Origin of the sequence: Stenotrophomonas pavanii, assembly GCF_900101175.1 — a bacterium.
Classification (GTDB): Bacteria; Pseudomonadota; Gammaproteobacteria; order Xanthomonadales; family Xanthomonadaceae; genus Stenotrophomonas; species Stenotrophomonas pavanii.
This window is the reverse complement of record NZ_FNFQ01000014.1, coordinates 81761-108467: the sequence shown is the minus strand read 5'-3', so window position 1 is coordinate 108467 and position 26707 is coordinate 81761. Positions and strand designations below refer to the sequence as shown.

The 26707-nt window shown below is 67.9% G+C and carries 20 protein-coding genes; 12 read left to right on the top strand and 8 right to left on the bottom strand.

The features are described 5' to 3' along the window. Positions 1 to 28 precede the first annotated feature (28 nt). Both BLS66_RS19335 and BLS66_RS19330 read right to left on the bottom strand, forming a co-directional pair. Entirely contained in the window at positions 29 to 337 is a 309-nt protein-coding gene (locus BLS66_RS19335; protein ID WP_053462642.1) for a DUF3861 family protein, read from the bottom strand. Positions 338 to 630: 293 nt separating this feature from the next. Next, a complete protein-coding gene (locus tag BLS66_RS19330; RefSeq protein ID WP_005408442.1) occupies positions 631 to 1029 on the bottom strand; it encodes an HU family DNA-binding protein in 399 nt (132 codons plus the stop codon). A gap of 370 nt (positions 1030 to 1399) precedes the next feature. On the opposite strand from BLS66_RS19330, the gene BLS66_RS19325 reads away from it, so the two are divergent. Beyond that, complete coding sequence (locus tag BLS66_RS19325) at positions 1400 to 1831, top strand: OsmC family protein (RefSeq protein WP_053462396.1); 432 nt, start codon at positions 1400 to 1402, stop codon at positions 1829 to 1831. Positions 1832 to 1997: 166 nt separating this feature from the next. Here BLS66_RS19325 and BLS66_RS19320 read toward each other — a convergent pair whose 3' ends face one another. Both BLS66_RS19320 and BLS66_RS19315 read right to left on the bottom strand, forming a co-directional pair. After that, a complete protein-coding gene (locus BLS66_RS19320; protein ID WP_074726569.1) occupies positions 1998 to 2876 on the bottom strand; it encodes a PhzF family phenazine biosynthesis protein in 879 nt (292 codons plus the stop codon). 132 nt (positions 2877 to 3008) lie between these two features. Beyond that, complete coding sequence (locus tag BLS66_RS19315; RefSeq protein ID WP_074726568.1) at positions 3009 to 3881, bottom strand: PhzF family phenazine biosynthesis protein; 873 nt, start codon at positions 3879 to 3881, stop codon at positions 3009 to 3011. Between the two features lie 75 nt (positions 3882 to 3956). Between BLS66_RS19315 and BLS66_RS19310 the strand changes: the two genes are divergently transcribed. The 4 genes from BLS66_RS19310 to BLS66_RS19295 all read left to right on the top strand — a co-directional run bounded on the left by BLS66_RS19310 (position 3957) and on the right by BLS66_RS19295 (position 10013). Next, a complete protein-coding gene (locus BLS66_RS19310; protein WP_074726567.1) occupies positions 3957 to 6551 on the top strand; it encodes a bifunctional aspartate kinase/diaminopimelate decarboxylase in 2595 nt (864 codons plus the stop codon). 76 nt (positions 6552 to 6627) lie between these two features. Further along, positions 6628 to 7980, top strand: coding sequence for a UDP-N-acetyl-alpha-D-muramoyl-L-alanyl-L-glutamate epimerase (gene murL / locus BLS66_RS19305; RefSeq protein ID WP_053462399.1), 1353 nt, complete (start codon positions 6628 to 6630; stop codon positions 7978 to 7980). Continuing rightward, positions 7961 to 9370: a UDP-N-acetylmuramoyl-L-alanine--D-glutamate ligase gene (gene murD, locus BLS66_RS19300; protein WP_074726566.1), complete on the top strand. Its 1410-nt coding sequence runs from the start codon at positions 7961 to 7963 to the stop codon at positions 9368 to 9370. The genes murL and murD overlap by 20 nt, the downstream gene beginning before the upstream one ends. Before the next feature lie 109 nt (positions 9371 to 9479). Continuing rightward, positions 9480 to 10013: a hypothetical protein gene (locus BLS66_RS19295; protein WP_074726565.1), complete on the top strand. Its 534-nt coding sequence runs from the start codon at positions 9480 to 9482 to the stop codon at positions 10011 to 10013. Positions 10014 to 10100: 87 nt separating this feature from the next. Here the strand turns inward: BLS66_RS19295 and BLS66_RS19290 are convergent, their stop codons facing one another. After that, positions 10101 to 10694, bottom strand: a complete 594-nt coding sequence (locus BLS66_RS19290) for an SMI1/KNR4 family protein (RefSeq protein WP_074726564.1) — start codon at positions 10692 to 10694, stop codon at positions 10101 to 10103. A 135-nt stretch (positions 10695 to 10829) separates the two neighbouring features. Here BLS66_RS19290 and BLS66_RS19285 point away from each other — a divergent pair, with 135 nt between their 5' ends. Then, positions 10830 to 11630, top strand: coding sequence for a dienelactone hydrolase family protein (locus BLS66_RS19285; protein WP_074726563.1), 801 nt, complete (start codon positions 10830 to 10832; stop codon positions 11628 to 11630). 155 nt (positions 11631 to 11785) lie between these two features. On the opposite strand, the gene BLS66_RS19280 is transcribed toward BLS66_RS19285, so the two are convergent. Continuing rightward, positions 11786 to 12784, bottom strand: a complete 999-nt coding sequence (locus BLS66_RS19280; protein WP_049467389.1) for a polyprenyl synthetase family protein — start codon at positions 12782 to 12784, stop codon at positions 11786 to 11788. Between the two features lie 214 nt (positions 12785 to 12998). On the opposite strand from BLS66_RS19280, the gene BLS66_RS19275 reads away from it, so the two are divergent. After that, positions 12999 to 14612 carry an alpha-glucosidase family protein gene (locus tag BLS66_RS19275; protein ID WP_074726562.1) on the top strand — a complete coding sequence of 538 codons (1614 nt, stop codon included), beginning with the start codon at positions 12999 to 13001 and terminating at the stop codon, positions 14610 to 14612. 338 nt (positions 14613 to 14950) lie between these two features. On the opposite strand, the gene BLS66_RS19270 is transcribed toward BLS66_RS19275, so the two are convergent. Together BLS66_RS19270 and BLS66_RS19265 are read right to left on the bottom strand one after the other, a co-directional pair. Further along, a complete protein-coding gene (locus BLS66_RS19270; RefSeq protein ID WP_057494194.1) occupies positions 14951 to 17707 on the bottom strand; it encodes a TonB-dependent receptor in 2757 nt (918 codons plus the stop codon). A gap of 251 nt (positions 17708 to 17958) precedes the next feature. Continuing rightward, complete coding sequence (locus tag BLS66_RS19265) at positions 17959 to 20010, bottom strand: glycoside hydrolase family 97 protein (RefSeq protein ID WP_074726585.1); 2052 nt, start codon at positions 20008 to 20010, stop codon at positions 17959 to 17961. A gap of 237 nt (positions 20011 to 20247) precedes the next feature. Here BLS66_RS19265 and BLS66_RS19260 point away from each other — a divergent pair, with 237 nt between their 5' ends. The 5 genes from BLS66_RS19260 to BLS66_RS19240 all read left to right on the top strand — a co-directional run bounded on the left by BLS66_RS19260 (position 20248) and on the right by BLS66_RS19240 (position 26600). Then, positions 20248 to 22440, top strand: a complete 2193-nt coding sequence (locus tag BLS66_RS19260) for an MGH1-like glycoside hydrolase domain-containing protein (protein ID WP_074726561.1) — start codon at positions 20248 to 20250, stop codon at positions 22438 to 22440. Beyond that, entirely contained in the window at positions 22437 to 23924 is a 1488-nt protein-coding gene (locus BLS66_RS19255) for an MFS transporter (RefSeq protein WP_053462406.1), read from the top strand. Before BLS66_RS19260 ends, BLS66_RS19255 begins: the two co-directional genes overlap by 4 nt. After that, positions 23924 to 25639 carry an alpha-amylase family glycosyl hydrolase gene (locus BLS66_RS19250; RefSeq protein WP_074726560.1) on the top strand — a complete coding sequence of 572 codons (1716 nt, stop codon included), beginning with the start codon at positions 23924 to 23926 and terminating at the stop codon, positions 25637 to 25639. Before BLS66_RS19255 ends, BLS66_RS19250 begins: the two co-directional genes overlap by 1 nt. 121 nt (positions 25640 to 25760) lie before the next feature. Next, positions 25761 to 26147, top strand: a complete 387-nt coding sequence (locus BLS66_RS19245) for an SseB family protein (RefSeq protein ID WP_074726559.1) — start codon at positions 25761 to 25763, stop codon at positions 26145 to 26147. Between the two features lie 135 nt (positions 26148 to 26282). After that, positions 26283 to 26600 carry a hypothetical protein gene (locus tag BLS66_RS19240; RefSeq protein WP_074726558.1) on the top strand — a complete coding sequence of 106 codons (318 nt, stop codon included), beginning with the start codon at positions 26283 to 26285 and terminating at the stop codon, positions 26598 to 26600. Positions 26601 to 26707: the final 107 nt, after the last annotated feature.

Below are 26707 nucleotides of genomic sequence, written 5' to 3'. Positions count from 1 at the left end.
GCGCGGCAGTGTACCGATTGGGCGGGGATCAGCGCGAGGAGGGCAGCTGCTCCAGCGCGTCCAGCGCCGGCAGCACCTGGGCGGCGATGGCCGCCAATGCGTGGCCGTCGGTCCCGGCGTGGCGCTGCACGATGTCGCGCAGCAGCTGGGTGGCGATCACCAGCGTCGCGCGCTCGTCGCCGCTGATGCCGGCGGTACGCGGGGCCGCTTCCAGCAGGCGCATCAGGTCGCGGCTGGCGCGATGTTCCAGTTCGATGGTGCAGCGCCCGGTGCACTGCAGCCCGTCCTTTTCGATCGGGGTCACCGAGATCCGGTAGCGGGTGGAGGGGCTGGCCATGAGGATGTGCTCGCCGTAGCTGTGGAGGATGTGCCCACCATAGGCAAGGCCACGGCCGGCGGCGACGGCCACCGCTGCACGCAGTGTTCCACCCGGTACGTTCCAGCGCCTGCCGGGCGGCGCCCGGCCAATGGCGACGGGCTTGAACGGGGATCGCGCAGTGTGCGGCAACGCTGTGTTGCGGATTGCTCCGGGGCGACGTCCCGCGCATGGCGCGGATTCCCCGCAGGGCGCGCGCAAAAAAAAACGGGACGGCCAGAGCCGTCCCGTCGGAATCCGCGTCGGGCGCGCGCTTAGAGCGCGGCGTCCTTCAGCTTCTTCAGCGGACGCACCTTCAGCTTGGTGGTGGCCGGCTTGGCGGCGAACCACTGCTCTTCCTTGGTGAACGGGTTGATGCCCTTGCGCTTCGGCTTGGCCGGCACATTGACGGTGGTGATCTTCAGCAGGCCCGGCAGGGTGAAGGAGCCTGCGCCCTTCTTGTGCACGGAGGAGGCGACGGCGCTTTCCAGCGAGGCCAGCACAGCGCGGACGTCCTTGGCGACGACGCCGGAGGCTTCAGCGATGTGTGCAACCAGGCCGGACTTGGTCAGCACTTCCTTGATCGGCTTCGGAGCGGCCGGCTTGGCGGCTGCCTTCGTCGCGACTTTCTTCACTGCCTTCTTCGGGGCAGCCTTCTTAGCGGTCTTTGCCATGGTTTCCTGTTCCGTGAACGGTTGGTTGTTTGGTCGGCGCCGAACCCCGTCGGCAAGCGCAATGTAGGGCAACTCCGGGGCGCCGCCAATAGCCCGAAGCGCGGAAAGTGCATGTTTTTTCATATCCAGGCCGATTCAGTACATGGCCGGCGGTGGGGATGGGGGCGTAGTGGCGCGCGCGGTGAGCGGCCCCTGTCCATCGAGCGGATGCGCGAAACCACTGAAAACAAGGGAAAAATGCGCTCCGGGCTGGCGAGGAAGTGTCCACGTGCGGGTGCGGGGACGACGTCCGGCCTGCGGCGGAGCGACGCAGGGCTAACGCGTGGCATGCGAGGGTGACCGTTCATCACCGCCACGCAGGAGCAGCACAATGGGAATCTCGCGACACGCCACCGCGCACTGGGAAGGCGATCTGAAGTCGGGCAAGGGAGCGTTGAGCACGCCGCAGAGCGGGCTGCTGGACAAGACCCGCTACGGCTTCAACAGCCGTTTTGGCGACGAAAAGGGCACCAATCCGGAAGAGCTGATCGCCGCCGCGCACGCGGGCTGCTTCACCATGGCGCTGTCGGCCAAGCTGGGCGAAGCCGGCTTCACCCCGACCTCGCTGGACACCGAGGCGAAGGTCGACCTGTCGCTGGAAGGCGGCCCGCAGCTGTCGCAGATCCGGCTGAAAGTGAAAGCGGTGGTGCCCGGCATCGACGCGACGCAGTTCCGCGCCATTGCCGATGACGCCAAGCAGAACTGCCCGGTATCCAAGGCGCTCAGTGCGGTGCCGATCAGCCTGGAAGCCGAACTGGGCTGAGCCGAGGTAGTGCCGGTCGCTGGCCGGCAATCGCATGATGCCGAGATCCATGTAGCAGCCGGCCAGCGTTATGGCGGCCTTCCTGGCCGCCACCCTCCGGGCCGTCGCGTCCGACGTTGGCAGTGGCTCGTGCCGCTGCCTTCGGCTCTACCACCCGCCAGCGCGATCACCAATCAAGGGTGCCGGTAATCACCGTCTGCACCTGGCCGCCCGACCAGACCTCGCCGTCCTCATCGACCCGCAGGGTCAGGCGCGCATCGTGGCCGACCTCGCGGCCCTGGCTGACTTCGAACGGTGCACGGCCGTGGGGCAGGGCCTGGCGCAGGTCCAGCCACGCGGCCAGCACTGCATTGGCAGCACCCGAGGCGGCGTCCTCGAAGCGCCGGCCATTGCCGACGAAGGCACGCACGGCCAGGTCGAATCCCTCGCGGCCATCGCTGAAGGCATAGGCGAACACGCCCATGCTGTCGGTGGACTCGGCCAGCGCCGCCACCGCGTCCCAGTCCGGGTGCAGAGCGCGCAACGCCGCTTCATTGGCCACCTGCACCAGCCACCAGCTGCGTCCGCCCTGCATCCGCGCCGGCGGCAGCGTGCCCAGCGGCCAGTCCTTCAGCGCCGCCTGCAGGCGCGGGTCGGTGGCCTCGGCGATCTCCGCCAGCTGCGCGCGCGGGGTGCGGATGGCGATGCGCTGCTGCGTGCCCTCGCCGCTGACGCGCAGGGGCAGGGCGCCGGCAATGCCGTCCTGCACCAGCACGCCATCCACGGCTTTGGCCAAGCCTGCCCGCAGCACCGCATGCGCCGTGCCGACGCTGGGGTGGCCGGCGAACGGCACTTCCTTCTGCGGGCTGAACATGCGCAGCCGGTAGCTGGCACCGGCGGCCTGCGGCGGGAAAACGAAGGTGGTTTCGGGCAGGCGCGTCCAGCGCGCGATGGCCTGCATGCTGGCGTCGTCCAGGCCCTCGGCATCGAGTACCACGGCCAGCGGATTGCCGGCACCGGCGCGCGGGGAGAACACATCCAGCTGCAGGAAACGGCGGGTGGTCATCGGGGAGGAACTCCAGTAAACAGGTGGCATAGCGTAGCGCGGGGCACCAAATAGGGGACGGAGGGAATTAAGTCGCTTTTGCCCCATGTGCCATAAGCGACTTAATTCCCTCCGTCCCCTTTTTTTCGTGCGCTACCAGCGGACGCGGCCGTCGATGACCGGCTGCACCTGGCCGCCGATCCAGACCGTGCCCTGCGCATCCACCTCGACGTGTACGCGGCCATCGCGGCCGACTTCGCGGCCCTGGCTGGCAATGTAGCGGCCCTCGACGCCGGGCAGGGCATTGCGCTGACGCAGCCAGGCGCCGATCAGCGCGTTGGCGCTGCCGGTGACCGGATCTTCCGGCACGCTGGCGGCATCGGCCGGGCAGAATGCGCGCACCACGCGGGCGTGGCCGCTGCCGGCCTCGTCGGCGAACACCGCCACGCCGGTGGCGTCGGTGGCCAGGCTCCAGTCGCGCAGGGCAGTCATGTCCGGTGCCAGCCCGCGCACGGCAGCGGCGTCGCGCAGCGGCAGCAGCCACCAGCGTGCGCCGTTGTCCCAGAGTTCGGGGACGTGCCCGCGGGCGGCCAGTGCCAGCAGTGCTTCAGGTGCCCCCTCTGCGGCCGTCGGCAGCTGCCGCGCCGGCGGGCTGGCCAGCTGGATTTCCAGTGCCCCGGCCGGGCCGCTCACCCGCACCGGCAACAGTCCCGCCGCGCATTGCTGCAGCAGGGCGCCATCACGCGGTCGGGCCAGCTCGCAGGTCACCGCCGCCCAGGCCGCGCCGACGCTCGGGTGGCCGGCGAACGCCAGCTCGCGGGTCGGGGTGAAGATGCGGATGTGGTAGTCGGCGCCGGGCACGCTGGGGCGCAGGAAGAACACGGTCTCGGACAGGTTCAGCCAGGCGGCCAGGGCCTGCATCTGGCTGCCGGAGAGCGCGTCGGCGTCCAGGATGGCGCCCAGCGGATTGCCGGTGCCGGGGCGGGGGGCGAAGACATCGAGCTGCAGGTAACGAAGGACGGCCATCTACGGGGGTATTGCGCTTAGAATCAAAGGTTCCGCCCCCAAGGGCGGCTTCCCCACATTCTACATAGCCAATCCATGTCAGCTTCCCCCCTTGTCGATCGTTGGATCGTACTGAAGTTCGGCGGCACCTCGGTGTCGCGTCGTCACCGCTGGGACACGATCGGGAAGCTGGCGAAAAAACGCGCGGAAGAGACCGGCTCGCGCGTGCTGGTGGTGGTGTCGGCGCTGTCCGGTGTCACCAACGAACTGACCGCGATTGCCGATGGTGCGCCCGACAGCCGGGACCGGGTGGCAGCGCTGGTCGAACGCCATGAAGGCTTCCTGGCCGAGCTGGGCCTGGGTCGCGAGGTGCTGGCCGAGCGTTTGGCGGCGCTGCAGGGCCTGCTCGACGATGCGCGCGCGGCCACCCGTCCGCTCGCTTGGCAGGCCGAAGTGCTGGGCCAGGGTGAGCTGCTGTCGTCGACCCTGGGCGCGGCCTACCTGCACGCCTCGGGCCTGGACATGGGCTGGATGGACGCGCGCCAGTGGCTGGACGCGATGCCGCCGCAGCCGAACCAGAGCGAGTGGTCGCAGCGACTGTCGGTGAACTGCCAGTGGCGTGCCGATGCGGAGTGGATGCAGCGCTTCCGCGCGCAGCCGACCCGCCTGCTGATCACCCAGGGCTTCATTTCGCGGCATGCCGACGGCGGTACCGCCATTCTCGGCCGCGGTGGCTCGGATACCTCGGCGGCGTACTTCGGCGCACTGCTCGGCGCCAGCCGCGTGGAGATCTGGACCGATGTGCCGGGCATGTTCAGTGCCAACCCCAAGGATGTGCCCGATGCGCGCCTGCTGACCCGGCTGGACTATTACGAGGCGCAGGAAATCGCCACCACCGGCGCCAAGGTGCTGCATCCGCGCTCGATCAAGCCGTGCCGCGACGCCGGCGTGCCGATGGCCATCCTCGATACCGAGCGCCCGGAACTGCCGGGCACCAGCATCGACGGCAGCGCCGCTCCAGTGCCCGGGGTAAAGGCGATCAGCCGCCGCAACGGCATCGTGCTGGTGTCGATGGAAGGCATCGGCATGTGGCAGCAGGTCGGCTTCCTGGCCGATGTGTTCAACCTGTTCAAGAAGCACGGCCTGTCGGTGGACCTGATCGGTTCGGCCGAAACCAACGTCACCGTGTCGCTGGACCCGTCCGAGAACCTGGTCAACACCGATGTGCTGGCCGCCTTGTCGGCCGACCTGTCGCAGATCTGCAAGGTGAAGGTGATCGTGCCGTGCGCGGCGATCACCCTGGTCGGCCGTGGCATGCGTTCGCTGCTGCACAAGCTGTCGGACGTGTGGGCCACGTTCGGCCGCGAACGCGTGCACATGATTTCTCAATCGTCCAACGACCTGAACCTGACCTTCGTCATCGACGAGGCCGATGCCGATGGCCTGCTGCCGATCCTGCATGCCGAGCTGATCGACAGCGGTGCGATGCCGGTGGAAGAAACCGAAGTGTTCGGCCCGCGCTGGCGCGAGATTGCCGGCACCGTGCGCCCGCGCGGCACGCCGTGGTGGCGCGGCCAGCGTGCGCATCTGCTGCAGCTGGCCGATGCCGGTACGCCGCGCTACGTCTACCACCTGCCGACGGTGCGCGCCCGCGCCCGCGCGCTGGCCGCGATCAAGCCGATCGACCAGCGCTACTACGCGATCAAGGCCAACAGCCACCCGGCCATCCTGCAGCTGCTGGAAGCGGAGGGCTTCGGCCTGGAGTGCGTGTCGCACGGCGAGCTCAAGCATGTGTTCCAGCACCTGCCGGAGCTGTCGCCGCGGCGCGTGCTGTTCACTCCCAGCTTCTGCCCGCGCAGCGAGTACGAGGCGGCGTTCGCCCTGGGCGTGACCGTGACCGTCGACAACGTGGAAGCGCTGCAGCGCTGGCCGGACCTGTTCCGCAACCGCGAGCTGTGGCTGCGCGTCGACCTGGGCCGGGGCGAAGGCCACCATGCCAAGGTCCGCACCGGCGGCAAGGATTCCAAGTTCGGCCTGCCGATCGCCCGCGTGGACGAGTTCGTGCGCGCGGCCACCGAGCTGGGCAGCCGCGTGGTCGGCCTGCATGCACACCTGGGCAGTGGCGTGGAAACCGCGCAGCACTGGCGCCTGATGTGCGATGAGCTGGCCGGTTTCGCCCGCCGCATCGGCAGCGTGCAGACCATCGACATCGGTGGCGGCCTGCCGATTCCGTACAGCGACGAAGACGAGCCGTTCGACCTGGACGCCTGGGCCAAGGGCCTGGCCGAGGTCAAGGCGCTGCACCCGGCATTCCGCCTGGCGATCGAGCCGGGTCGCTACCTGGTGGCCGAATCGGGCGTGCTGCTGACCCATGCCACCCAGGTGGTGGAGAAGGACGGCGTGCGCCGCGTGGGCCTGGATGCCGGCATGAACACGTTGATGCGCCCGGCGCTGTACGACGCCTGGCATGACATCGAGAACCTCAGCCGGCAGGGGGGGTATGCCGAAGCGGCGTTCGATGTGGTCGGGCCGATCTGCGAATCCAGCGATGTGTTCGGCAAGCGCCGCAAGCTGCCGGTGTCCACTGCACCGGACGATGTGATGCTGATCGCCGATGCCGGTGCCTACGGCTATGTGATGGCCAACACCTACAACCAGCGGGCGATGCCGCGCGAAGACGTGATCGAGTGATTGCCTTCCGCACCCTGCACCCGCCCACCGACACGTCCCGCGCGCATGCCCGGGCCTGTGCCTGACCGGATACACCATGACTGCTTTCGACAAACACCAGGTTTCCCGCTTCCGCTTCGTCCGCTGCGACTTCGCTGCGGATACCGGCGTGGCCCGGCTGGTCTACGCCTTCGATGACGGCCCGGAGATGGTGGAGACCATCACCGTGCCCGGCGCCCCGTTCGTGCTGGACCCGGCGCGTGCGGCAGCGGTGCAGCGCGCGCTGCAGCTGCTTCACCTGATCGCCGGCGTCAGCTACTACAAGGCCGGCGTACCGGATACGGTCAGCATCGACAGCTACAGCATCGATGCCGATACCGCCGCGCTGGTGGAGACCATTTACCTCAACGGCCTGGGCGAATTCGCCTACCGCAACGGCCTGAACCTGCGCGGCCGCTTCCGGTTGCCGGTGCAGGGTGAGGCCGTGCAGGCGCCGGCGCTGGGCCTGCAGCCGCACGCGCTGGTGGCCATCGGCGGCGGCAAGGATTCGCTGGTCAGCATCGAAGCGCTGCGCCGTGCCGGCGTGGACGAGACGGTGACCTGGATCGGTGGCTCGCAGCTGATCCGTGCGTGCGCCGAGCGCACCGGCCTGCCGACATTGAACCTGGGCCGCACGCTGGCACCGGAGCTGTTCGAGCTGAACCGCCAGGGCGCCTGGAACGGCCATATCCCGGTGACGGTGGTGAACTCGGCGATCATGGTGCTGGCCGCGTTGCTGCACGGCGTGGACCAGGTCGTGTTCTCCAACGAGCGCTCGGCCAGCTACGGCAGCCAGATTCCAGGCACCGGCGAAGTGAATCACCAGTGGTCCAAGGGCTGGGCCTGCGAGCAGGCGTTCGGCAGCCATGTGCAGAAGTACGTGGCGGCCGACCTGCAGTACTACTCGCTGCTGCGCCCGATGTCCGAGCTGGCGGTGGCCCGCCAGTTCGCCAAGAGTGACTTCTACGACGCGCATTTCTCCAGCTGCAACCGCAACTTCCACATCCTCGGCGAGCGTCCGGTGAACCGCTGGTGCGGTGTCTGCCCGAAGTGCCATTTCGTGTTCCTGGCGCTGGCTCCGTTCATGCCCAAGACGCGCCTGGTGCGCATCTTCGGCCGCAACCTGCTGGACGATGCCGAGCAGGCCGGTGGCTTTGATGCGCTGCTTGAATTCCAGGACCACAAGCCGTTCGAGTGCGTGGGCGAAGGCCGCGAATCGCGTGCGGCAATGGCGACGCTGGCGCAGCGCCCGGAGTGGAAGGAAGACGTGCTGGTGAAGCGCTTCTGCAATGAGATCCAGCCGCAGCTGGACGCCGCCGAACTGGAACTGGCACCGCTGCTGCAGCTGCAGGGCGAGCACCGCGTTCCGGCCGCGCTGTGGGAACGGGTGCGTGAAGATTTCGAAGCTTGAGGGAAAGCGTGTTGCGCTGTGGGGATGGGGCCGTGAGGGCCGTGCCGCGTTTGCGGTGCTGCGCGCGCGCCTGCCCACGCTGGTATTGAGCCTGTTCTGCCCGGCGTCAGAGGTCGAAGCGGCGCGTGCGGAAACGCAGGGTGCGCTGGACGTTCGCGGTGAGCCGTCGGCAGAGGCGCTGGCGGCGTTCGACGTGGTGATCAAATCGCCCGGCATCAGTCCCTACCAGCCGATCGCGCTGCAAGCAGTGGAGCAGGGCACCACCTTCATCGGTGGCACCGCGCTGTGGTTTGCCGAGCATGCAGGTGCTGATGGCATCGTGCGCGACACCGTGTGCGTGACCGGTACCAAGGGCAAGAGCACCACCACCGCGCTGGTCGCGCACCTGCTGCGCGCGGCCGGCCACCGCACCGGCCTGGTCGGCAACATCGGCCTGCCGCTGCTGGAAGTACTGGATCCACAGCCTGCGCCCGAGTACTGGGCGGTGGAGCTGTCCAGCTACCAGACCGGTGAGGTGGCACGCAGTGGCGCCCATCCGCAGGTGGCGGTGGTGCTGAACCTGTTCCCGGAACACCTGGACTGGCACGGCAGCGAACAGCGTTACATCGAGGACAAGTTGCGGCTGGTGACTGAAGCCGCACCGCGCATCGCCGTGCTCAATGCCGCCGATCCGCACCTGGCTGCGCTGTCGCTGCCCGAGAGTGAGATGGTCTGGTTCAACCAGCCGCAGGGCTGGCACATGCGCGGTGACATCGTGCATCGCGGCGAACAGGCCGTGTTCGATACCCGCAATACGCCGCTGCCGGGCCGCCACAACCGCGGCAACCTGTGCGCGGTGCTGGCCGCGCTGGAGGCACTGGGCCTGGACGCGGTGGCGCTGGCACCGGCGGTGCAGGATTTCCGCCCGCTGCCGAACCGCCTGCAGCGCATCGGCGTGGCGAATGGCCTGACCTACGTCAACGATTCGATCAGCACCACGCCGCATGCCAGCCTGGCTGCGCTGGAGTGCTTCGCCGGCCAGCGCATCGCGCTGCTGGTGGGCGGGCATGACCGTGGCCTGGACTGGACCGATTTCATGCAGCACATGGCGCACGATGTGCCGCCGGTGGAGATCGTGACCATGGGCAGCAACGGCCCGCGCATCCACGCGATGCTGCAGCCGCTGGCCGATGCCGGTCGCTTCGGCCTGCACGCGGCGGGCGATCTTGCCGAGGCGATGGCGCTGGCGCGTACCGCGCTGGGCGAGCAGGGCGGAGTCGTGCTGCTGTCACCGGGCGCGCCGAGCTTCGGGGCCTACCGCGACTACGTGGCGCGCGGACGTCATTTCGCCGCGCTGGCTGGATTCGATCCGGACAGCATCAGTGCGATTCCGGGGTTGGGCATCGCCTGATCCGCCGGATCGGGGGCGGATCCCTTTCCGCAGGAAAGGGCTCTGCCCCCCCATCCACGCACGGCGTGGATCTACCATGGGCCCTTCCAGGACGGATCGAGAAGCCCGCATGTGTACCTTCATCACCCTGTTCCTGCCCGCATTGTTCTCGCACGCTGAAGCCGCCGCGATCATGGAGCGCAGCGGACGGCGCCTGTTCGCGCAGGATTCGCCCAGCTTGCGGGCTGCCACCGGTCCCGGCTGGCAGCCCTGGCTGAGCGCGGGCCACTGCGATTGCGGTACGGCGCTGGCCTCGTTGCATGGCGAGCGGGAGTGGAACGGCGATGCCGAACGCTGGCGGAAGAAGGGCTGGAGCGCGGCGAAGATCGCCCGTGCGCTGGCCGAGCAGCGGGCACGACAGGAACGGGATCAGCAGGAACGTCGCGATGACGCCCTGGTCGACGCCGGCCAGTGGCTGCAGCGTATCGACGCGCTGTTGCAGGCTGGGGCCGCGCGCATTGGCCTGCTGGTACGCGACTACGACGGTTCTGTGGGGGCCCGGCAGCCGAAGCCGCCGGAACGCCACTGGCCGCGCGCGCACCTGGCGGCGTCGGATCTGCTGGCATTCGAGCCGGGCACGTTGCACTGGATCGAGCGCGGGTAGTGCCGGCCGCTGGCCGGCAACCTGCGGAGAAATTCATCCGCGCATGGCGTGGCTCCACTGTAGCGCCGAGCCCACGCTCGGCTGCCTTCATTCGTCTTCGTCGATGAACGCGTAATCGCCGTCAATCAGCTGCTGCAGGTAGGCATCGAAGCTGGGCGCGATCACCGCGTAGCTGTCCGGATCGTGCAGGTAGCGCACCACCTGGCCGACCGTACCGCCCGGTGCGGGATCGAAATCCAGGTACAGCATCGAGGTGCCGCCATTGTTCATGCAGTGCGAGAAGCACAGCCGGCGGCTCATCGGCAGATCGGCGTCGATGCCCTTGCCGAGGATCTCCGGCTCGTCATCCAGCCATTCTTCATAGATGGAACGGATGCTGTCGTCCCACTGCCGCTGGTCCTCGAAGATCTGTGCGACCGAGCGCAGGTAGTACGGATAGCCGCCGTCCTCAACGTCAGAGCCGAGCATCAGCACGCAGACCTCGCCGCCGGGGTACTCGCGGAAGTGGGTGCCATCCACGCGCGACAGCAGTTCCACCAGGCTGTCCGGCACCTGCGGCCACTGCACACGCAGGCGCTGCAGGTCTTCGGCGCTGGCGCCCCGGACGTGGACCCATTGCGAGGCGTCGTCGGCAGGCAGGCGCGGGATCAGGCCAGACAGAAAGCGGTCAACAACGTTCATGCGGAAAAAAAGGGGACGGAGGGGATTAAGTCGTATCCAACCACACCTGCGTCACGTCGCCAATGCAGAATGCGACGCGGGAGGGGCAAATGCGGCTTAATCCCCTCCGTCCCCTTTTTCTTGCGGAGCAGGCGCATGAATCGTTGGCGATGCGGTGTTGCGGTAATGCTGGGGCTGGCGGCGATGCCGGCGATGCCGGCGTGGACGGCAATGAAGACCCAGCCAGTGGAGTGGAAACACCAGGGCACGACCTTCAGTGGCGTGCTGGTCTATGACGATGGCGAGCACGGGAAGCGTCCGGGCCTGGTGATGGTGCCGAACTGGAAGGGTGTGAACGAGTCGGCCATCGAGAAGGCCAAGCAGCTGGCCGGCGACGACTACGTGGTGCTGGTGGCCGATGTCTACGGCAAGGGCGTGCGGCCGAAGACCGATGCCGAGGCCGGGCCGGTGGCGACCAAGCTGCGCAACGACCGGCCGCTGCTGCGCGCACGTGCGCTGGAAGCGGTGAACGTGCTCAAGGCCCAGGCCGGCAAGGTGCCGCTGGATGCCGGCCGGATCGGTGCGGTGGGCTTCTGTTTCGGCGGTACCACCGTGCTTGAACTGGCTCGCGCCGGTGCGCCATTGGCCGGTGTGGTCAGCCTGCACGGCGGGCTGGGTTCGCCGCTGCCGGCGCAGGCCGGTGGCAGCCACCCGTCGGTGCTGGTGCTCAACGGCGCCGAGGACAAGAGCGTGACCGCCGAGGACATCGCTGGTTTCCAGAAGGAAATGGATGCGGCCAAGGTCGATTGGGAGTTCACCAACTACAGCGGTGCGGTGCACTGCTTCGCCGAGCGCGATGCCAACAGCCCGCCGGGGTGCCAGTACAACGAGCGGGCGGCGAAGCGCGCGTGGAAGGCGCTGGATGAATTCTTCGAGGAACGTTTCGAGAAACGCTGATCGGTGCAGCGGTAGTGCCGGCCGCTGGCCGGCATTCCCGTGGCATCGCCAGCCTCAGGAGGTTGCCGGCCAGCGGCCGGCACTACAATGCGGTCGATGCGAGGGGTTGGCACCCACCGATGTTTCCGTGCCGACCAACGGTCGGCACGCCGCCATCAATGCGAGCGCTGCACCGCGTAGCGTGCCAGGCCGCGCAGGGCGGCCACGGCATCGTTGTCGCCCAGGCCATCGAGCGCGCGCTCGGCGGCTTCGGCATATTCCTCGGCACGCGCGCGGCTGTACTCCAGGCCGCCGGTAGCACGGATCGCGGCCAGCACTTCCGGCATCGCCGAGGCGTCGCCGTCCTGCACGATGGTGCGCAGGCGTTCGCGGGTAGCGGCGTCGGAGTGGGCCATCGCGTGGATCAGCGGCAGCGTGGCCTTGCCCTCGGCGAGGTCGTCGCCCAGGTTCTTGCCCAGCTCCTCGGCGTTGGCCGAGTAGTCCAGCACGTCGTCGGCAATCTGGAACGCATAGCCCAGGTGCATGCCGTAGTCGAACAGGGCCTGCTGGGTCGCCTCATCCACGCCGCTGGCCAGCGCGCCCAGGCGGGTGCCGGCGGCGAACAGCACCGCGGTCTTGCGCTCGATCACGCGCAGGTAGGCGGCTTCGTCGGTATCCGGGTTGTGCACGTGCAGCAGCTGCAGCACTTCACCCTCGGCGATGCGGTTGGTGGCATCGGCCAGGATCTGCATCACCGGCATGCGCTCCAGCTCGACCATCAACTGGAAGCTGCGCGAGTACAGGAAGTCGCCGACCAGCACGCTGGGCGCGTTGCCCCACAGCGCGTTGGCGGTGCTGCGGCCGCGGCGCAGGCTGGATTCGTCCACCACGTCGTCGTGCAGCAGGGTCGAGGTATGGATGAATTCGATGATCGCCGCCAGCTGGTGGTGCTCCGGCCCGGCCTGGCCGACCGCATGGCCGGCCAGCATCACCAGCATCGGGCGCAGGCGTTTGCCGCCGGCGGAAATGATGTGGTCGGCGATCTGGTTGATCAGCACGACGTCCGAGGACAGCCGGCGCCGGATCAGGGCGTCGACGGCGGCCATGTCGGCCGCGGCAAGCGACTGGATCTGGGGCAGGCCCAGGGCGGGACGGGTGTCTTCGGTGATGGTCATGCGATCAGGCTTTCAGGCTCACCACTGATTATAGGCGCTGGCCGTGAATTCGGGCGCAAACCGGCCCGCGCGGCAATTCCAGCCCGGCCTGCGCGGCCCTCCGCGTGAATACGTATGCAGGTTGCGCCATGCCCGGGAGCCCGCCGCTAAGCTTGCCGGATCAGGATTTCGGCCCGCTGCCGGCGGGTCCCGCATGCCCGGAGGGGGGCTGTCGATGTCGCACTATCCATGGTGGCGCGGAGCCGTCATCTACCAGATCTACCCGCGCAGTTACCTCGATGCCAACGGCGATGGCGTGGGCGATCTGCCCGGCATCATCCAGCGCCTGGACCACATTGCCGCGCTGGGCGTGGATGCAATCTGGATCTCGCCGTTCTTCAGGTCGCCGATGGCCGACTTCGGCTATGACATCGCCGATTACCGCGACGTTGATCCGCTGTTCGGCAGCCTGGACGACTTCGACCGCCTGTTGGCCAAGGCCCACGGCCTGGGCCTGAAGGTGATGATCGACCAGGTGCTGAGCCACACCTCGATCGAGCATGCCTGGTTCCGCGAGAGCCGCCAGGACCGCAGCAACCCGAGGGCCGACTGGTACGTCTGGGCCGACCCGCGCGAGGACGGCACGCCGCCCAACAACTGGCTGTCGCTGTTCGGCGGCTGCGCCTGGCAGTGGGAGCCGCGCCGCGAGCAGTACTACCTGCACAACTTCCTGGTCGACCAGCCGGACCTGAACTTCCATCACCCGGACGTGCAGCAGGCCACCCTGGACAACGTGCGCTTCTGGCTCGACCGCGGTGTGGATGGCTTCCGCCTGGATGCGATCAACTTCTGCTTCCACGACGCGCAGTTGCGCGACAACCCGGCCAAGCCTGCCGACAAGCGGGTGGGCCGCGGCTTCAGCCCGGACAACCCGTACGCCTACCAGTACCACTACTACAACAACACCCAGCCGGAGAACCTGCCGTTCCTGGAGCGCCTGCGCGCGCTGCTCGACCAGTATCCGGGGGCGGTCAGCCTGGGCGAGATCTCCTCGGAGGATTCACTGGCGACCACGGCCGAGTACACCCGCGATGGCCGCCTGCACATGGGCTACAGCTTCGAGCTGCTGGTGGACGACTACAGCGCCGCTTACATCCGCGATACGGTCTCGCGCCTGGAAGCGGCAATGACCGAAGGCTGGCCGTGCTGGGCGGTGTCCAACCACGATGTGGAGCGCGCGGTCAGCCGCTGGGGCGGCCACCCCGCCGACCCGCGCCTGGCGCGGATGCTGGTGGCGATGCTGTGCTCGCTGCGCGGTTCGGTCTGCCTGTACCAGGGCGAGGAGCTGGGCCTGGCCGAGGCCGAGGTGCCGTTCGAGGCCCTGCAGGATCCCTATGGCATCACCTTCTGGCCGAATTTCAAGGGCCGTGACGGCTGCCGTACCCCGCTGCCGTGGACCGATGCACCGCTGGCCGGCTTCACCACCGGCCAGCCCTGGCTGCCGATCCCGGCCGAACACCGGGCCGCGGCGGTCGCCGTGCAGGAGCGCGACCCGCATTCGGTGCTGGCGGCGTTCCGCGCGTTTCTGGCCTGGCGGCATACCCAGCCGGCCCTCCTGCACGGCAGCATCAGATTTCTTGAAAGCGCCGAGCCTGTGCTGCTGTTCGAGCGTATGCTTGCAGATGAAACCCTCCTGCTGGCCTTCAACCTGTCGGCCGAGGCGGTGAGCCATCCGCTGCCGCCGGGTAACTGGCAGCAGGTGGCGGTGCCGGGTCCGGATGCGGGCACGGTGCGGGGCAATGAACTCCAGCTGCCGCCGCGCGCGGTGTATTGCGCCCGACGCAGCTGACCGTTTTCTCCGGTGGCGGTACTTGCGGGGACGGGGCCGAAGTGCCCCGTCCCTTTTTTGTGGGTGGGGTTCCGGCGAAAGGCATCCACGCATGGCGTGGATCTACGGGTTGGGGCGGCGCTGGGTAGATCCAGGCCATGCGTGGATGGGCATCCGCGCAGAAGAAAACCCGCTGCCTGCGCAGCGGGTTTCCGGTCCTGCTCCCTTTGTGTTGCCGGCCAGCGGCCGGCGCTACCGTGCCCGGGGTGCCGGCCAGCGGCCGGCGCTACCGTGTCCATGTTGCCGGCCAGCGGCCGGCACTACCGGGTCCGGGCTGCCGGGCAGGGCCCGGCGCTACCTCAGAACTTGTAGTTCACGCCCAGCATGTAGGTGCGGCCCCACTCGATGTATTCCAGCGGGCGGTCCTTGCTGCCGGCGTAGGTGCGGTACGGCTCGTTGGTCAGGTTGCTGCCCTGCAGCAGCAGGGTGAGACCGCGCAGGGTGCTGCTGTCGCTGAAGGTGTAGCTGATCTGCGCGTCGGTCACGTTCTCGCCGACCACGTAGCGCAGGCTGCGGTTGCCGTTGAAGTTGCCGATCTCGCCGATGAAGTCCGAACGGCGGCGCTGGCTGACGCGTGCTTCAAAGCCACTGCGCTCGTAGTAGGCGGTGAAGTTGTACACCCGCTTGGACAGCCCCGGCAGGCTGATCGGATCGCTGCCGACGCTGGACGCGCTTTCCGGGTCCAGGATGGTGATGTCGCTCTTGTTGAAGGTCGCGCTGGCCTGCAGGCCGAAGCCACGCAGGTTGTCGGTCAGCATGTCCAGCGGGAACGATGCGGTCAGCTCCAGGCCCTTCAGCGTGCCGCCCTTGCCGTTCTGCGGCGCGGAGAAGGTGCCGGTGGTCAGCACCGGCACGGTCATGCCCGGCGGCGGTACGTAGCTGCCCAGCAGGGCGGTGAAGTCGTAGTTGTCGACCGACTGCGTGTAGACGTAGCTCTTCAGGTCCTTGTAGAAGATCGCGGCGGCGACGTAGGCCTTCTCGCCGAAGTACTTCTCGTAGGACAGGTCCAGCGCGGTGGCGCGCCACGGGTCCAGCAACGGGTTGCCACCACTGCCGCCGGGGCGGCCGGTGGCGGTATCCACGCCGAACTCCAGGCCGGCACGCATCTGGTCCACGCGCGGCCGCGCAACCTGCTTGGCGGCGGCGAAACGCAGGGTCTGCTGGTGCGGGAACATGAAGGCCAGGTTCAGGCTCGGCAGCCAGTCATTGTAGGTGCGGCCGTTCGAGTACGGCTGCACGTTGTTGCCGGCCGACTGCGAGCTGTCCCAGTAGCGCGAATCCGAGCTCTGGTCGGTGTGCTGCATCTGCACGCCGATGTTGCCGCGCACGCCGACTTCGCCGATGTCGGTGTTGATGTTCAGGCGCGCCCAGGCGGTGGTGATCTTCTCCTGCACCGTCCACGACTTGGGAATCAGGTAGTCCAGGTTGTCGACCGGGTTGAAGGTCATGTAGCGGCCGACCGCGGCCGGCACGTTCCAGGCCGGGATGGTGCCGAGGCCGGCGAAGCCGAGGTTGACCGGGCGGTACTGCAGGTCCGAGGCGATGTTGGCATCGCCCTGCGCACCGAGCAGGATGTTGCCTTCGGACTGGGTCTTCACCTTGCGGCGGTCGGCGTAGTTCACGCCGATGTCGATGTCCGGCGCCCAGGAGGCGATGGCATCGGGCAGGGCGATGGTGGCGGCCAGCTTGCCGCCCTTCAGGCGGTCTTCCACCTGCGGCACCTTGCCATAGCCGGAACCGTAGATGGTGTTGGTCAGGAACAACGCATCGGGATTGGAGTAGTTCAGGCCCGGGCGGATCTGCGAGAAGCCGTCCTGGCGGATCGTCACGCCGATCGTGTCCAGCTGCGGCATCGGGGTCAGCTGCAGGTTGTTTTCCAGGTTCAGCTCATCGCGCGTGGCCTTGGAGTAGTTCAGGTCGGCGACCAGCTTGACGCCACCGAAGTTGAACTCGTTGTTCCAGCCGAACGCATCGATCTTGTCCTTGCGCTTGTTGTACATGCCACGCACCAGCGGATACACGCCGCTGGCGGTGCCGCCGGTGAACGAGCCGTTGGCGTTGATCTGCGGGTTGCTGATCAACAGGCCCGGCGTATAGCCACCGTTGTAGTTGCTCAGGTTGAGCTCGAACTGGTTGGCGGTGTCGATCTGCTCGGCTTCGGTGTGGAACGCATCGAAGGTGCTGGTCCAGCTGTTGTTCGGGCGGAACTGGATGGTGGCCATCACGCCGTCACGCTTGTTGTTGCCGGTGCGGCGCAGCGCCTTGATGCCATCGGAGAAGTAGGTGCCGGCACCCACGCCCGGGCGGTCGCCCTTGTCGGTGTGCTCGGTGGTCCACGGCTCGTACAGGCCGACCTGGTTCTCCTGGATCGGCATGTCGCTGTGCGCGTAGCCGATGGCGATGCCCAGCGTCTTGTCCAGGAACTGGTCGATGTAGCTGGCGCTGAAGCGGTTGCCGTACGGATCGGTGTTGGCGGCGCGGCCCAGCGAGCTCTTCTGGTAGCGGCCACTGACCGCGATCACGCGCTCGCCGAAGCTGAGCGGGCGCGCCGTCTGCATGTCGATGGTGCCCGACAGGCCTTGGCCGACCAGCGCCGCATCCGGGGTCTTGTACACGGTCACGCCGTTGACCAGTTCGGACGGGTACTGGTCGAACTCGACGCCGCGGTTGTCGCCGGTGCTGACCACTTCGCGGCCATTGAGCAGGGTGGTGGCGAAGTCCGGCGACAGGCCGCGCACGCTGATCACCTGCGCACGTCCGGCGACGCGCTGTGCGGCCAGGCCGGGCAGGCGCGAGATGGACTCGGCGATGCTGACGTCGGGCAGCTTGCCGATGTCTTCGGCGGAGATCGCCTCGACCACCGAGGTGGCGTCCTGCTTGACCGCGATCGCGCTCTCGATGCCGCGGCGGATGCCGGTGACCTGCACCGTATCGAGGTTGGTGGCGGCGGTGCCGGCCGGCGTGGTGGTGTTCTGCGTGGACTGTGCCGACGCCAGTGTCGGCGCCAGGACAACGGCCAGCGCGATGCTCAGCGCGCTGCGCTTGTGGTTCAACATTTTCCCCTCCCAGGCAATGTTGCAGATCGATTTGTGAGCGTTCCGGCGGGGCCGTGAACGTGCGACGCGGTGGCCGCTGTCGTCGCCGCTATGGTAGGCAGCGCATTCTTCGCGGGAATCACCCTGCATACGTATTCAATGGCGTCTGCAGGGATGTAATCGCTTTCAGGTGCTGCTTGCGGTAGTGCCGGCCGCCGGCCGGCAATCGCACTCACCGGGTTGCCAGCCGGCGGCCGGCACTACCCGGGCGTTCAAAGCGGTGTGAAGCGAATGGCCTGCCCGCCACCCGGTGCCAGTACCACCGTCAGCAGGTCGGCGCTGGTCACCTCGCGGGTTTCGCGGGTGAATGCGAATGGGTTGCTGCGGAAATCCGCACCCTCGCCATCGCGGTAGATCTCGGCGCGATAGCGCACGCCTGGCTCCAGGAAGCCCAGCGAGACCGGCAACACGCGGCCGTGTTCATCCGTGATGCTGCCGAGGAACCAGTCGCGGCTGTTGCGGTCGCGGCGCACGATCGTCACGTAGTCGCCCACTTCGCCATCGAGCACGCGGCTCTGCTCCCAGTCCACCGCCACGTCCTCGATGAAACGGAACGCTTCGCGGTGCTGCAGGTAGTGTTCGGGCAGGTCGGCGGCCATCTGGATCGGGCTGTACAGCACCACGTACAGCGCCAGCTGCCGCGCCAGCGTGCTGGGGATGGCCTGGCCGTGGCGGCCCTTCAGGCTGAGGATGCCGGGGGTGTAGTCCATCGGCCCGGCCAGCATGCGGGTGAACACCAGGTTGACCTCGTGCTCGGGCGGGTTCGGCGGCTGGCCCCAGGCGTTGTACTCCATGCCGCGCGCGCCTTCGCGCGAGATCCAGTTCGGGTAGGTGCGGCGCAGGCCGGTGTCCTTGATCGGTTCATGCGGGTTCACCGACAGGTGCCGGCGCGCGGCCTCCTGCACCACCTTCAGATGGTGGCGTGCCATGAACTGCCCGTCGTGCCACTCGCGCCACAGCGGTCCCCCTGCCGGATTGCGACGATCGACCTGGCCGTCGTCGCACACATAGCCGGTCTTGAACTGGTCCACGCCCAGCCGTGCATACAGGTCCAGCGCGGCACCCAGCTGGTCCTCGTAGTGCTCGATGGCGCAGCCGGTTTCATGGTGGCCGATCAGGTGCACGCCCTTCTTCAGGCCATACGCCGACAGCGCTTCAATGTCGAAATCAGGCGTGGCGCGGGTGAAATCGAAGTCGTAGCCATTGCCCACCCACATGCCATCCCAGCCCGGATTCCAGCCTTCCACCAGCACGCCGCGGAAGCCGTGCGCGGCCGCGAAGTCGATCACCTTCTTCGTCTTGGCGGTGGTGGCCGCGTGTTTCGGCCCGGTCGCCCAACTCTCGTTGTCCAGGTGCATCGACCACCACACGCCGAGGTACTTGGCCGGCTTCACCCAGCTCACATCACCCAGCGCATTGGGTTCGTTGAGATTGAGGATCAGGTCCGATTCGACCAGGCCACCGGCGCGGTCGGCGATCTGCAGCGTGCGCCAGGGCGTGGCGAAGGGCAGGGAGCGGCGCACCTTCCAGCCTTCGGCCGAGGGCGAAAGCTGCGCGCGCAGGCGTTGTCCCTCGATCCGGCGCAGCCACATGCCGGCATAGTCCACCAGCGCCGCTTCGTGGATCGCCACGTGCAGGCCGTCGCGGCTGCGCAGGGTCATCGGCGTATGCACCAGCGGCACTTCGCGCAGCGGCGTGCGCTGGTACAGGTATTCGTAGTGGATCGGCTCGCCGGCGGGAATCCACCAGGCGGTTGATTCGGGCGCGATGGCGAACTCGGTCAGTTCGTCATCGATGATGGCCTCGTGCAGGTTCGGTTGTTCAGGGAACACATAGCGGAAGCCAAGGCCATCATCGTAGACGCGGAACACCACATCCAGCCGCCGCTTGCTGCCGGTGGTTTCGGCGAGCTGTACGGTCAGCTCGTTGAAGTGGTTGCGGGTGAGCCGGCGTTCGCCCCATGGCTGTTCCCAGGTGTCATCGACGCTGCGCCGCTGCTGGCCCAGCAGGGCGAAATCGCGGTCCAGGCGGCCGTCGCGCAGGGCAAAGCCGAGCTTCGAATCCTCCACCACGGTGTCGCCCAGGCGCTCGACACGGTAGCGGGCGGTGCCGCCATCCAGCAGCAGACTGACCTTCAGTACCTTGCCCGGCGATTCGACGCTGGCCACCTGTGGCGCGGCCTGTGCCAGCGTGGCCCACCCGATCAGGGCCAGGCCGAGCATGTGCGCGAACACCGCGCGTACAGCAGTGGATGACATCGGCAGTTCCCCTCCCAAGGCGCCGTTGGCAGACCCGGACCATAAGCCAGCGCGGCGGGCGCGCCACCGCGCGATGCCATGAATACGTATGCAACTGGACGCAGCTGACAGCCCCGCGTCTACCATGGGGCCAGGGCACCTTGAGGGAGGGGCCGCGCCCGCCCGCCGGCAACGACGGTGCGGACCTACAACGCGTGCAGAGAGGGAGGGAGGCCGACGGGCGCAAGCCGGTCCGCCGCTTCGATGCTGAAGATCATTTGCCTGACCGCTGCCCTGGGGGCAGCGCTGGGTTCGACCGCGCAGGCGGCCGACCTGCAATTCGACGGCCGCAACGCGCGCGCCGAAGCGGCTGCCAAGGGTGGCTTCGTGCTGCATGCGCCGAAGGGAGAGGTGCGCATCGCGCCCATGCCGATGCGCAGCCACACCGACAGCGTCATGTTCGATGCGTTGTTCGCGCTGGCCCAACAGGAGATGGACCAGGACCGGGTGGACGCGATCCGCGATCCGGCGTTCGACGAGGGCCGGCCGGTCCCGTGCGACTGCTTCCAGACCGGTGCGCGCTGGCCCTATGTGTGGACCCGCGATGTCAGCTTCGCCGCCGATCTGGCGCTGGCGCGGCTGGACCCGCAGCGGACCCGGCAGTCGCTGCAGTTCAAGCTGTCGGCATCCCGTGACGGGCGTACGCCCGGCCTGTTCGTGGCGCAGGACACCGGTTCCGGCGGCAGCTGGCCGATCAGCAGTGATCGCGTGGTGTGGTTCCTGGCCGCGCGCCATCTGCTGGCGGATCGCGCGTTTGCCGACCAGGTCTGGCAGGCGCTGCAGGGCACGCTGGCACAGGACCGCGCAATGGTGTTCGACGCGCAGATGGGCCTGTACCGTGGCGAGACCTCGTTCCTGGACTGGCGCGAGCAGACCTATCCGGACTGGACCCGCGAGGACGTGCGCTTCATCGGTGATTCCTACGCACTGGCCACCAACGTGCTGCACTACCAGGCACTGCGCCTGGCCGAACGCCTGGCCGGGCAGCACGGCGACGCCCGTGCGGCCGACTACAGGGCGTGGGCCGATGCGTTGGCGCAGCAGATCGATACACGCTTCTGGCGCGAGGACATGGGCCAGTACATGAGCTACATCGGCGAAGCCGCGCACCCGGTGCCGTACGCCAAGGTGGATCTGCTCGGCCTGTCGCTGGGCATCCTGGCCGGGGTGCTGCCGCCCGAGCGCGCGCACCGCGCGCTGGCCGCGTACCCGAGGGCACCGGCTGGCAGCCCGGTGGTGTGGCCGCAGGAGGCGCAGCAGCCGATCTACCACAACCGTGCGATCTGGCCGTTCGTCAGCGCCTACGCGCTGCGCGCGGCGCGGCAGCTGGACGATGCGCCGCGCATCGCCGCCGAAATCCGCTCGCTGATGCGCGGCGCCGCCCTGGCCGGTTCCAACATGGAAAACTACGAACTGGTCAGCCAGGCCGTGCATGTCGAGGAAGGCGCGCTGAGCGGCCCGGTGGTCAATTCCGAACGCCAGTTGTGGTCGGTGGCGGGGTACCTGTCGATGGTGGTCGAAGGCGTGTTCGGCGTGCAGGACGATGGCCGCGTGCAGCCCAAGCTGCCGGTCGCGCTGGTGCCCGAACTGTTCGGCAAGCAGCGCCGCATCTCCCTTGAGGCCGATGGCAAGCGTTATGTACTGGAGCGCCCGAAGCAGGTGGGTGATGGCCTGCTGGTGGCGGGCACGGTGAAGACGCGGGGCACCACGACCACCGTACAACTGGTGGCCGCGCCGTCGCGTGCGTTGCCCGCCAGCACGGCCGATGCCAATGCGCGCGCGCCGGCGACCCCGGCCGTACCGCAGGTACGACGCAGCGGCAAGGGTTGGTCGGTGCCGGTGGCCGAAGGCCAGGTGCTGTGGCGGGACGGCCGGGCGGTGACTGCGGTCACGCAGGGTGTGGCACGCATCGTTGATGATGGCCTACAGCATTGCCTCAGCCTGACCATGCGCGACGGGGCGTTGGAGTCGCTGCACAGCCCGATGCGCTGCGTCGGTCCGCAGCAGCTGCTGAAGGGCGCAACGCGCTGGCAGTTCACCCCGGCCAAAGCCGGGCAGGTACGCCTGCGCCTGCAGTACAGCAACCCCAGCGGGCCGATCAACACCGGGGTGACGGCTGCAGTGAAACAGCTGGCGCTGCAATGCCCGGGCCAGCCGCTGCAGCGGCGTACGGTCACCCTGCCGCACAGCGTAGCCGTGCAGGATTCGACCTCGGCGACGTTCCCGGTGACCAGGGGCCGCTGCACGATCACGCTTGAAGAGGGGTTCAACATGAGCGCGCTGCAGCACTTCGCGCATTACACCGGCGGCAAGGGCGGGCGCGATGGCGTGGTGAACCAGGCCCAGGTGCGGGCACTGACAGTGGCGCCGGTTGCGGCCGCAGAGGGCGCACCATGAACCGTCCGGCCAAGCCGCAGCTGTCGTTCTGGCAGATCTGGAACATGTGCTTCGGGTTCCTCGGCATCCAGTTCGGCTTCGCCCTGCAGAATGCCAACGCCAGCCGCATTTTCGAGACGCTGGGCGCGGACATGGATGCGGTGCCCGGGCTGTGGATCGCGGCGCCGCTGACCGGCCTGCTGGTCCAGCCGGTGATCGGCTACCTGTCCGATCGCACCTGGACACGATGGGGGCGCCGCCGTCCGTTCTTCATGATCGGGGCGGTGCTCACCACGCTGGCGCTGCTGGTGATGCCGAACTCACCGACGCTGTGGATCGCCGCCGGCACGCTGTGGGTGCTGGACGCGTCGATCAACGTATCGATGGAGCCGTTCCGTGCCTTCGTCGGCGACCAGCTGGCGCCGCGCCAGCGCCCCGCCGGCTACGCGATGCAGAGCTTCTTCATCGGCGTGGGTGCGATCGTCGCCAGCTTCCTGCCCTTCATCTTGGCTCATTTCGGTGTCGCCAACACCGCAGCCGCCGGGGAAGTGCCCGACACCGTGCGCTATGCGTTCTATTTCGGCGCGGTGGTGCTGCTGGCGGCGATCACCTGGACAGTGGCCAGCACCCGCGAATACTCGCCGGCAGAGCTGGCCGGTTTCGATGATGCCGAACCTCCGGCACACCACGCAGCAGCGGTGATCAGTGGTCCTGCACCGTGGACGCAGGTGGCCTTGTGGCTCGGGCTGGGTGTGTTGCTGGCCCTGCTGATCACCTGGCGGCAAGGCGACAGGATGCTGTACGTGCTGGCGGGCCTGTGCGCCGGCTATGGCCTGTTGCTGGCGGCCGCGCGCGCGTTGCCGGCCACCCACATGCTGGCCGCCATCGTGGGTGACCTGCGCGCGATGCCGATCACCATGCGTCGCCTGGCATGGGTGCAGTTCTTCTCGTGGTTTGCGCTGTTCGCGATGTGGATCTACACCACCGCCGCAGTGGCGGGCACCCATTTCGGTTCGACCGATCCACAGTCGGCGGCCTACAACGAGGGCGCCAACTGGGTGGGTGTGCTGTTCGGTGCCTACAACGGTTTTGCCGCGCTGGCCGCAGTGCTGATTCCACCGTTGGTGCGTGCGATCGGCCTGCGCTGGAGCCACCTGGTCAACCTGTGGCTGGGCGGCGCCGGCCTGGTCTCATTGATGTTCATCCGCGATCCGCACTGGCTGCTGCTGTCGATGGTGGGCGTTGGCTTCGCCTGGGCCTCGATCCTGTCGCTGCCGTATGCACTGCTGTCCGACAGCGTGCCGGCATCGAAGATGGGCGTGTACATGGGCATCTTCAATTTCTTCATCGTGATCCCGCAGCTGGTCGCTGCCAGTGCGCTTGGCTTTGCCCTGCGCGCCTGGCTGGGCGGCCAGCCGATGCAGGTGCTGGTGCTGGGCGGTTGCAGCCTGTTCGTCGCCGGCCTGTGCGTGCTGCGGGTACCGTCCCGTCCGGAGGTGGTGTGATGCGTGGTGCGCTGTCTGTTGCTGTTTCCCTTGTACTGCTGGCCGGCCAGGCGGCGGCCGCGCCGCGCCCGGACTACGTCGGTACCACCGAGCCGTTCGCCAGCGATGCGGTGTACTTCGTGGTCACCGACCGCTTCGTCAACGGTGATCCGGCCAACGATCATCGCGACCAGGGCGGCGCGCACCGCACCTTCGATATTCCGGTGCCGTGCCCGGACAAGGTGGACGGCAACATCGGCTACCTCGGCGGTGACTTCCGCGGCGTGCTCGACAATGCGCAGTACATCCGCGACCTCGGCTTCGGCGCGGTGTGGATCACGCCCATCGTCGACAATCCGGACGAGGCGTTTACCGGCAGCAAGCCGATCAGCTGCACCAGTACGCTGACCGACCGCGGCAAGACCGGCTACCACGGCTACTGGGGCATCAACTTCTACAAGCTCGACGAGCACCTGCCCAGCAAGGACCTGGACTTCGCCGGGCTGACCAAAGGGCTGCATGGCGCGGGCCTGAAGGTGGTGCTGGACATTGTCGGCAACCACGGCTCGCCGGCCTGGACCATGCCAACGCGGCAGCCGCAGTTTGGGCAGATCTTCGACAAGGAGGGCAGGCTGATCGCCGACCACCAGAACCTGCCGCCCCAGAAGCTGGATCCGAAGCACAACCCGCTGCACGCGTTCTACAACAACATCGGGCCGGTCGACAGCAAGGACGGTTCGATCTTCGACGGCAATCTGGCCGAGCTGTCCGACTTCAACCAGGACAACCCGGCGGTGATGGATTACCTGGTGGGCGCCTACCTGCAATGGACCGCGCAGGGCGTGGATGCACTGCGCATCGACACCATCGGTTGGCTGCCGCACCCGTGGTGGCACGCCTTCGTCAAGCGCATCCGTGCCGAGCATCCGGGCATGTTCATGTTCGGCGAGGCGTTCGACTACGATGCCGCGCGCATTGCCGAGCACACCTGGCCGGCCAACGCCAACGTCAGCGTGCTCGACTTCCCGTTGCGGGGGGCGCTGGAGCAGGCCTTCGGCACCGCCGGCAAGGGCTTTGAAGTCCTGGCCGAGCCGCTGCACCTGAGTGGCGGTCCCTACGCCAACCCGTACGAGCTGATGAGCTTCTACGACAACCATGACATGCCTCGCCTGCAGGCGAGCGACAACGGCTTCATCGATGCGCACAACTGGCTGTTCACCGCGCGCGGCATTCCGGTGGTCTACTACGGCTCGGAAACCGGCTTCATGCGCGGTCGCGCCGAGCACGCCGGCAACCGCGCGTACTTTGGCCAGGAGCGTGTCGACGCCGCGCCGCAGAGCCCGATCTTTGCGCCGCTGCAGCGCATCGCCAGGCTGCGTGAGGCCACTCCGGCGCTGCAGCGTGGCCTGCAGGTGAACGAGCGGCTGCAGGGCGACGAGGCGGTGTTCTTCCGCGTACTGCAGCACGGCGACGTGGCGCAGACCGCGCTGGTGCTGTTGAACAAGGGCGACCAGGCCCGGACCTTCACCGTGGCGCGTTACCTCCAGGCGGGCCGCTGGCGCGATGCGCTGGGCGGCGGCGAGGTGAAAGTGAAGAACCGCCTGCAGACTGAAGTGCCTGCGCACGGGGTGAAGGTCTACGTGCTGGATGCGCCGGTACAGCAGCCCGCGCTGCAGGCCGAGCTGGACAAGGCGGTGGCCGACCAGAAGGCGCGGGACGTGCGCCTGGGGCGGTAGTGCCGGCCGCTGGCCGGCAACCCATGAATCCATGGTCCCTTCAGGTGCCGGCCAGCGGCCGGCACTACCGGGGCGACCCTATGCGGCACAATAGGCCCCCCTCACGCCGTGCCGCACCGCCATGACCGACCTCGCCCCGCAGACCCCGATCGAAACCCTGCTGAAGGCGGCGATGGACGGCGCGGTGCCGATCCGCGCCTTCATGGAGGCTTTCGTCGCCTCCGAGGTGGTGCTGCTGACCGGCAGCCTGGTGACCCCCGATGGCAGCGGCTTCGACCCGCTGCTGTTCGACAAGCAGGGCACCCTGCACGTGGCCGTGTTCACCGATCAGTCGCGCGTGGGCATCTACAGCCAGCAGGCCGAACACCAGATCCGCTGGCGGATGCTGGACGTGCTGCGCCGCGTGCCGGGTGGCTACGGCGTGGTGATCAATCCGGGCACTCCGCTGGGCTTCGAGATCTCGCCCAGCGGCGTCGGCGAGATCCTGAAGGACTTCGCCCCGGGTTGATTGTAGAGCCGCGGCCATGCTCGGCTGCCGTTCGCGCAATGCCGGATCCGTCGAGCACGGCGCGACTCTACACAGAGCTTCCCTTCGGGCGCCGTACGTGATCCCCTTGGTCAACACCGGGATCGAGGCGCTGCCATGGAATCGAGGGAATTGCCTGCCGACGCACCGGCACGATCACGCCATTCCCGCTCCGCGCTGGTCTTCCTGATCGCGGCCATTGTCGCCGCGCTGGTGTCCATGCCCGTGCTGCGCGCGGTGGGCATGGTGCTGTGGCCGGTGTTCGTCATTGCCTGGCTGATCAACCTGGGCGCGGCCTGGCATCTGGCCCAGTGGGCGCACCAGCGGGGTCGTTCGGCCTGGGCATTCGGGTTGCCGGCGGCGCTCGGCACCGTCGCCTCGATCGTGGTCTTCGTGCTGCTGGCGTTGCTGGGGCCAAAGCCCCCGGTGCGCTGAACCTTCGCGGCTGTCGTGGACAATGTGCCGAGCATGGCTCGGCACTACAGTAGGGCGAGCCAAGTCAAGCCACTCCAAACCCCGCATGTGTTGCGCGGAGCGCCGGC

Bases quoted from the DNA above. Each gene is read 5' to 3' on its own strand.
- BLS66_RS19335 (WP_053462642.1), bottom strand. From the start codon at position 337: ATGGCCAGCCCCTCCACCCGCTACCGGATCTCGGTGACCCCGATCGAA.
- BLS66_RS19330 (WP_005408442.1), bottom strand. From the start codon at position 1,029: ATGGCAAAGACCGCTAAGAAGGCTGCCCCGAAGAAGGCAGTGAAGAAA.
- BLS66_RS19325 (WP_053462396.1), top strand. From the start codon at position 1,400: ATGGGAATCTCGCGACACGCCACCGCGCACTGGGAAGGCGATCTGAAG.
- BLS66_RS19320 (WP_074726569.1), bottom strand. From the start codon at position 2,876: ATGACCACCCGCCGTTTCCTGCAGCTGGATGTGTTCTCCCCGCGCGCC.
- BLS66_RS19315 (WP_074726568.1), bottom strand. From the start codon at position 3,881: ATGGCCGTCCTTCGTTACCTGCAGCTCGATGTCTTCGCCCCCCGCCCC.
- BLS66_RS19310 (WP_074726567.1), top strand. From the start codon at position 3,957: ATGTCAGCTTCCCCCCTTGTCGATCGTTGGATCGTACTGAAGTTCGGC.
- murL (WP_053462399.1), top strand. From the start codon at position 6,628: ATGACTGCTTTCGACAAACACCAGGTTTCCCGCTTCCGCTTCGTCCGC.
- BLS66_RS19295 (WP_074726565.1), top strand. From the start codon at position 9,480: ATGTGTACCTTCATCACCCTGTTCCTGCCCGCATTGTTCTCGCACGCT.
- BLS66_RS19290 (WP_074726564.1), bottom strand. From the start codon at position 10,694: ATGAACGTTGTTGACCGCTTTCTGTCTGGCCTGATCCCGCGCCTGCCT.
- BLS66_RS19285 (WP_074726563.1), top strand. From the start codon at position 10,830: ATGAATCGTTGGCGATGCGGTGTTGCGGTAATGCTGGGGCTGGCGGCG.
- BLS66_RS19280 (WP_049467389.1), bottom strand. From the start codon at position 12,784: ATGACCATCACCGAAGACACCCGTCCCGCCCTGGGCCTGCCCCAGATC.
- BLS66_RS19275 (WP_074726562.1), top strand. From the start codon at position 12,999: ATGTCGCACTATCCATGGTGGCGCGGAGCCGTCATCTACCAGATCTAC.
- BLS66_RS19270 (WP_057494194.1), bottom strand. From the start codon at position 17,707: ATGTTGAACCACAAGCGCAGCGCGCTGAGCATCGCGCTGGCCGTTGTC.
- BLS66_RS19260 (WP_074726561.1), top strand. From the start codon at position 20,248: ATGCTGAAGATCATTTGCCTGACCGCTGCCCTGGGGGCAGCGCTGGGT.
- BLS66_RS19255 (WP_053462406.1), top strand. From the start codon at position 22,437: ATGAACCGTCCGGCCAAGCCGCAGCTGTCGTTCTGGCAGATCTGGAAC.
- BLS66_RS19250 (WP_074726560.1), top strand. From the start codon at position 23,924: ATGCGTGGTGCGCTGTCTGTTGCTGTTTCCCTTGTACTGCTGGCCGGC.
- BLS66_RS19245 (WP_074726559.1), top strand. From the start codon at position 25,761: ATGACCGACCTCGCCCCGCAGACCCCGATCGAAACCCTGCTGAAGGCG.
- BLS66_RS19240 (WP_074726558.1), top strand. From the start codon at position 26,283: ATGGAATCGAGGGAATTGCCTGCCGACGCACCGGCACGATCACGCCAT.